This window comes from Pseudomonas sp. NY15435 (assembly GCF_048068295.1).
GTDB lineage: Bacteria > Pseudomonadota > Gammaproteobacteria > Pseudomonadales > Pseudomonadaceae > Pseudomonas.
In genome coordinates this window covers 1-3,326 of the sequence record NZ_JBLUQA010000026.1, presented here as the reverse complement: position 1 = coordinate 3,326, position 3,326 = coordinate 1, and the positions used below count along the sequence as shown (strand labels likewise).

Here is a 3,326-nt window from a genome sequence, read left to right as displayed (position 1 = left end):
ACGATTGGGTCTGTAGCTCAGTTGGTTAGAGCGCACCCCTGATAAGGGTGAGGTCGGCAGTTCGAATCTGCCCAGACCCACCAATTGTTGTGGTGTGCTGCTGATCCGATGGGGCCATAGCTCAGCTGGGAGAGCGCCTGCTTTGCACGCAGGAGGTCAGGAGTTCGATCCTCCTTGGCTCCACCATTAATCGTCGAAAGCTCAGACATGAATGTTCAGGTTGAACGAACATTGATGTCTGGTCTTTGTGCCAGAACTGTTCTTTAAAAATTTGGGTATGTGATAGAAGTAGACTGAATAATCTCTTTCACTGGTGATTATTCAAGTCAAGGTAAAATTTGCGAGTTCAAGCGCGAATTTTCGGCGAATGTCGTCTTCACGTTCGAGACAATAACCAGATTGCTTGGGGTTATATGGTCAAGTGAAGAAGCGCATACGGTGGATGCCTTGGCAGTCAGAGGCGATGAAAGACGTGGTAGCCTGCGATAAGCTTCGGGGAGTCGGCAAACAGACTTTGATCCGGAGATCTCTGAATGGGGAAACCCACCCGGGATAACCTGGGTATCTTGCACTGAATACATAGGTGTAAGAGGCGAACCAGGGGAACTGAAACATCTAAGTACCCTGAGGAAAAGAAATCAACCGAGATTCCCTTAGTAGTGGCGAGCGAACGGGGATTAGCCCTTAAGCTTCTTTGAATCTAACAGAACGCTCTGGAAAGTGCGGCCATAGTGGGTGATAGCCCCGTATGTGAAAGGTTCTTTGAAGTGAAATCGAGTAGGACGGAGCACGAGAAACTTTGTCTGAATATGGGGGGACCATCCTCCAAGGCTAAATACTACTGACTGACCGATAGTGAACCAGTACCGTGAGGGAAAGGCGAAAAGAACCCCGGAGAGGGGAGTGAAATAGAACCTGAAACCGTATGCGTACAAGCAGTGGGAGCCTACTTTGTTAGGTGACTGCGTACCTTTTGTATAATGGGTCAGCGACTTATATTCAGTGGCGAGCTTAACCGTATAGGGAAGGCGTAGCGAAAGCGAGTCTTAATAGGGCGTTTTAGTCGCTGGGTATAGACCCGAAACCGGGCGATCTATCCATGAGCAGGTTGAAGGTTAGGTAACACTGACTGGAGGACCGAACCCACTCCCGTTGAAAAGGTAGGGGATGACTTGTGGATCGGAGTGAAAGGCTAATCAAGCTCGGAGATAGCTGGTTCTCCTCGAAAGCTATTTAGGTAGCGCCTCACGTATCACTCCAGGGGGTAGAGCACTGTTTCGGCTAGGGGGTCATCCCGACTTACCAAACCGATGCAAACTCCGAATACCTGGAAGTGTCAGCGTGGGAGACACACGGCGGGTGCTAACGTCCGTCGTGAAAAGGGAAACAACCCAGACCGTCAGCTAAGGTCCCAAAGTTATGGTTAAGTGGTAAACGATGTGGGAAGGCTTAGACAGCTAGGAGGTTGGCTTAGAAGCAGCCACCCTTTAAAGAAAGCGTAATAGCTCACTAGTCGAGTCGGCCTGCGCGGAAGATGTAACGGGGCTCAAACCATACACCGAAGCTACGGGTGCATCGCAAGATGCGCGGTAGAGGAGCGTTCTGTAAGCCTGTGAAGGTGAGTTGAGAAGCTTGCTGGAGGTATCAGAAGTGCGAATGCTGACATGAGTAACGACAATGGGAGTGAAAAACTCCCACGCCGAAAGACCAAGGGTTCCTGCGCAACGTTAATCGACGCAGGGTTAGTCGGTCCCTAAGGCGAGGCTGAAGAGCGTAGTCGATGGGAAACAGGTTAATATTCCTGTACTTCTAGTTACTGCGATGGAGGGACGGAGAAGGCTAGGCCAGCTTGGCGTTGGTTGTCCAAGTTTAAGGTGGTAGGCAGAGATCTTAGGTAAATCCGGGGTCTTAATGCCGAGAGCTGATGACGAGTCATCTTTCAGATGATGAAGTGGTTGATGCCATGCTTCCAGGAAAAGCTTCTAAGCTTCAGGTAACTAGGAACCGTACCCCAAACCGACACAGGTGGTTGGGTAGAGAATACCAAGGCGCTTGAGAGAACTCGGGTGAAGGAACTAGGCAAAATGGCACCGTAACTTCGGGAGAAGGTGCGCCGGCGAGGGTGAAGCATTTACTGCGTAAGCCCATGCCGGTCGAAGATACCAGGCCGCTGCGACTGTTTATTAAAAACACAGCACTCTGCAAACACGAAAGTGGACGTATAGGGTGTGACGCCTGCCCGGTGCCGGAAGGTTAATTGATGGGGTTAGCGAAAGCGAAGCTCTTGATCGAAGCCCCGGTAAACGGCGGCCGTAACTATAACGGTCCTAAGGTAGCGAAATTCCTTGTCGGGTAAGTTCCGACCTGCACGAATGGCGTAACGATGGCGGCGCTGTCTCCACCCGAGACTCAGTGAAATTGAAATCGCTGTGAAGATGCAGTGTATCCGCGGCTAGACGGAAAGACCCCGTGAACCTTTACTGTAGCTTTGCACTGGACTTTGAGCCTGCTTGTGTAGGATAGGTGGGAGGCTTTGAAGCGTGGACGCCAGTCTGCGTGGAGCCATCCTTGAAATACCACCCTGGCATGCTTGAGGTTCTAACTCTGGTCCGTTATCCGGATCGAGGACAGTGTATGGTGGGCAGTTTGACTGGGGCGGTCTCCTCCTAAAGAGTAACGGAGGAGTACGAAGGTGCGCTCAGACCGGTCGGAAATCGGTCGTAGAGTATAAAGGCAAAAGCGCGCTTGACTGCGAGACAGACACGTCGAGCAGGTACGAAAGTAGGTCTTAGTGATCCGGTGGTTCTGTATGGAAGGGCCATCGCTCAACGGATAAAAGGTACTCCGGGGATAACAGGCTGATACCGCCCAAGAGTTCATATCGACGGCGGTGTTTGGCACCTCGATGTCGGCTCATCACATCCTGGGGCTGAAGCCGGTCCCAAGGGTATGGCTGTTCGCCATTTAAAGTGGTACGCGAGCTGGGTTTAGAACGTCGTGAGACAGTTCGGTCCCTATCTGCCGTGGACGTTTGAGATTTGAGAGGGGCTGCTCCTAGTACGAGAGGACCGGAGTGGACGAACCTCTGGTGTTCCGGTTGTCACGCCAGTGGCATTGCCGGGTAGCTATGTTCGGAATAGATAACCGCTGAAAGCATCTAAGCGGGAAACTAGCCTCAAGATGAGATCTCACTGGGAACTTGATTCCCCTAAAGGGCCGTCGAAGACTACGACGTTGATAGGTCGGGTGTGTAAGCGCTGTGAGGCGTTGAGCTAACCGATACTAATTGCCCGTGAGGCTTGACCATATAACACCCAAACAATTTG

General features: G+C 51.6%; 2 tRNA genes and 1 rRNA gene. All 3 read left to right on the top strand.

Features of this window, described 5'->3' with window-relative positions:
- Positions 1 to 6 precede the first annotated feature (6 nt).
- The 3 genes from ACNFH5_RS30530 (at position 7) to ACNFH5_RS30520 (ending at position 3,307) form a co-directional block, all read left to right on the top strand.
- Positions 7 to 83: transfer RNA gene (locus tag ACNFH5_RS30530), tRNA-Ile, on the top strand.
- Between the two features lie 27 nt (positions 84 to 110).
- A tRNA-Ala gene (locus ACNFH5_RS30525) sits at positions 111 to 186 on the top strand.
- Positions 187 to 415: 229 nt separating this feature from the next.
- Positions 416 to 3,307, top strand: a 23S ribosomal RNA gene (locus tag ACNFH5_RS30520).
- Positions 3,308 to 3,326: the final 19 nt, after the last annotated feature.